Annotated in this window: 2 protein-coding genes; both read right to left on the reverse strand. The window is 42.3% G+C overall.

The features are described 5' to 3' along the window. Window positions 1-864 precede the first annotated feature (864 nt). Window positions 865-2,427: an iron uptake porin gene (locus IM477_RS02005; RefSeq protein WP_287730351.1), complete on the reverse strand. Its 1,563-nt coding sequence runs from the start codon at window positions 2,425-2,427 to the stop codon at window positions 865-867. 271 nt (window positions 2,428-2,698) lie between these two features. Next, window positions 2,699-3,262, reverse strand: a complete 564-nt coding sequence (locus IM477_RS02010) for a thylakoid membrane photosystem I accumulation factor (protein ID WP_287730353.1) — start codon at window positions 3,260-3,262, stop codon at window positions 2,699-2,701. Window positions 3,263-3,473 lie beyond the last annotated feature (211 nt).

The raw sequence follows: 3,473 nt of genomic DNA on the forward strand, positions 1-3,473 counted from the left end.
CAGATTTAAGTGCATTTGGGAAGCTCTCAATCAAGCTAAAAGCCCTTTCCTGTAAGGTTTTTAGCTTTATTCAGCAGACCCTATATAATAGACAAAACTTATCCGTTAGGTATTACCTTAATAAATTGAAAAAGTAGGTTAAGTAACGCATCCTACCACAAGAGCCGCCCTGCTGGTGATTTCAGAAGACCTAGTAAGAGCCAGAGGCTTTTCAGAAGACGAGCTATTTCTAGAAATTGTGCTTATACTAAATCCGGTTATTAAAGACTGATTATTTAGGGCTTGCTGAATAATGGTAAAACCCTTTTAAAATAAGGCTTTTGACCTGTTAAAATCCGATGTTCATGCTGCGAAAATCGGATTGGGACCATCAAAAACCTGGCATTATCCTTCTTATAGTACATAAGTTGGTACAAAAAAAGAGAGGGCAACAAAGCCTGAAACTCCCGACTCCTGACGACCGACTCCTGACGACCGACTCCTAACCCCACCAACAAACTTTTTCAGCAAACCCTATTTATTCTCCCTTTTGCATGAGTGCCTCTTGCATGAGTGCCTGTCCTCATAAGTAGCCTATACTCAACGGATTTAGTATTACTTTCTCTCAGATTAACTCCTCTTAGTTCAACCTGCTAAAAATAATAGTCAGGGATTTTTGTCTGTTATAATTTATACAAAATAACCTGCGATTACCCTGCTTATTCTCGTCGGCGAATGGTAAATTGACTGACTGTTATACTGATACTAAATCCTATTTAAAAGCGATAGGAGACTGGGGAACGACGGAACAGCAGCCGGTCGTCGAGAGATGATGTCAAATCCCGTCATACTTTATCTTTATTTCTGACCAGCTGCCTAGACAAATCAGAAAGTAAAAGTCGTGCGGATAGTGCCGATAACTAAGGTGGAATTGTTGTTATTCGAGTTAGGAGAAGTAATCACGATTACCCCTGGAGTAAGGGCAATATTATCGGTGAGCTTCCACTCATAAAATCCTTCGATATGAAAGGAAGTATCGGGATCATTAGTGGAACTGCCATCATTTAATCTAATACTAGAACTAGATACCCAAGGCTGCATACCAACAATAATACCAGCCGTATTTCCTTCCTTAAATAAATCAGGAAAAGCCAAAGTTATCGCCCAATTCCAGATATCTAAATCCCCGCGTTCTAGTTGTCCATCTAAGGTGCTAAGGGTGATAGCTTTTGTGTAACCCCCCCAACCACCGAGGACAAAACCATCGACAATTCGCCAACTAAATTGTAAACCCAAACTATTATTAATGGTCGGGACAGCCTCCCCGAATAGTTCTTCGGTGAAAAATCGGAAATTCGAGCGCTGACTTCCCGTCCCCGTGTCTAATTGGTTATAACCATGAAAGTAGGATAAAGCAATGCCAAAATTCTCGTTTGGAACATAACCCAGCTGCCCTAGGGCAGTATAGGAACCGTTAAATAAACCCGCTCCCGGGTTAGGATCGTTAGCATCCCCGGCAAGATAACCGGCGCTGAACTGGAAAGCCCCATAATTACCCTGTAAACCGAGTCCAGTTTGTCCGGGGGCAAAATAAAGGGGATTGCGGGTACCAAAATCGGAAAGCGCCCCACTAGCACCATCTCCATCCAAAAAGTTGAGGGTATTGGTAAAGTCATCTTTAGCACCTCCCGTCGCTTCTAACCAGAGGTGGATATTTTCCGTTACGGGGAAACTGTAGTTTAAAACTTCTAGCAATAAATCATTGCCGTCGGGTTGGGTAAAGGCTAAGGTACTTTGAAAAGTTCCGGTGGTATCGGCTAAATCGGCAATATTTCCCGTTGCTAGACGGGTATAGAGTAAATCTTTGCCTGTGAAGCTAGTATTTAATTCTAAACGGGCCCGATAACCAAAAGCTGGTACTTGGGGAATCCCTTCACCACCGTTTTTTTCTCCTGTGGCTACCCCATATAATGCCATCACCACTTCCCCGGTTAATTTAGTAGTGGTGGAAAATTGATTATTTTCCAGAAAAGCGACTCGATTTTCTAAGTTATTAACCCTAGCCCCTAAGGCCGCTAATTCTGTCTCGAATTCCCTGACTAATCGCTTGATTCTGTCTAGATCTTCTTTTAATACCGCTACTCCTTCTTGAATCAATCTTTCTAGGGTATTTAAGCAGGAATTCAACCCGGCGGCAAATTCCCAACGAGTTAAAGCGCGTTCACCGCGAAAAGTACGGTCAGGATAACCTACTATACAACCATACCTCTCCACGAGACTTCTTAAGGCCTCAAAAGCCCAGGCGGTGGGAGAAACATCCCGCAATTGATTCACCGTCGTCACCTGTGCCATGGGGTTACTAGAGAGGTTTTCGAGACTATTAGCCAGTACCGGACCAGAAAAACCCAGTAATATGGCTGCTGTTAGGAAATTTTGCTTGATTTTCATTGCTGTCTCTCACACCTATAAGAATGATTATTGTTCTCAGTATAATCAGGTTAGCAAACTTTTTTCAGTCTGGCACTGTTGCAAATATTTTTCAAGTGTTACTCCAGATAAAATCTGAATTGTCTAGCATTTCTTGGTTCAAATAAATCTTAAATGATAATAAAAGCAATAAGTAAATAATTTTATTGTTCCTAAGAACAAGATAGAGACGCTGCTGACAGCATCTCTAAATGATTATTTTTGGTTCAATTGAGGGGAAAAAACGAAGTGACTAGCGCAATTCAGCGTTAAACTCGTTAAAAGAGCGTCTTTTTAACTCTAGCGATTGCGTTCGAGGCAAAAGCTCAAAAACCTTTCTTAAGACATCATCCACATCTTCATATTTAACATTGCCCAAACCATCATAAACCACTTTACCTTGTTGGTCTAAAACCACCGTTTGGGGAACCCCACCGCGATAATAGTAACCCGGTTCATCGGGACGATAGGAAGACTTTAACGGGATAGAATCGACAGTAACGGGGATAATACTGGCGGCGCGACCGTAAAACTCTTGAAAACGGGAGACAATCGCCGCAAATTGCTTACAATCACTACTATCATCCAAATAATAGACAATAATAGCCGGAATTTTCCGTTGAAAAGTTTCCGCTAAATTTAAACGCGGTGGTACGAGGGAACCATTACCCGCATAGACCACAAAAATATTACCATCAAGGCGATCGTCATCGATCCCCGCATAGGCGCTAGGGGTTAGCCAAGGAGACAAACTTGTCAGAGCAACAATAAGAAAGACAAGACAGATCCGAAGACGCAGCCGATAACGAGATTTCATGATCAACAGGGTTAAAATATTAAGACAATTTTTAGTTTGACATACCCCACGCCGTAAACGGACGTGGATTCTTCTAGCATCACTGCTGAGAATTTCTGGCTCAACGAGTCCACTTGAATTAGATTCCTGGCGAAATCCCACCCAGAGGTGGTTCTTTCCTCAGACTTTCGCGACTTTACAGAAGCCTGTTTTCGGGGCCCCCTACGATACA

The organism is Microcystis sp. M090S1 (assembly GCF_020246295.1).
Classification (GTDB): domain Bacteria; phylum Cyanobacteriota; class Cyanobacteriia; order Cyanobacteriales; family Microcystaceae; genus Microcystis; species Microcystis aeruginosa.

What these genes read in the sequence shown, in the direction of transcription:
- IM477_RS02005 (WP_287730351.1), bottom strand. Translation starts at nt 2,427, where the DNA reads ATGAAAATCAAGCAAAATTTCCTAACAGCAGCCATATTACTGGGTTTT.
- IM477_RS02010 (WP_287730353.1), bottom strand. Translation starts at nt 3,262, where the DNA reads ATGAAATCTCGTTATCGGCTGCGTCTTCGGATCTGTCTTGTCTTTCTT.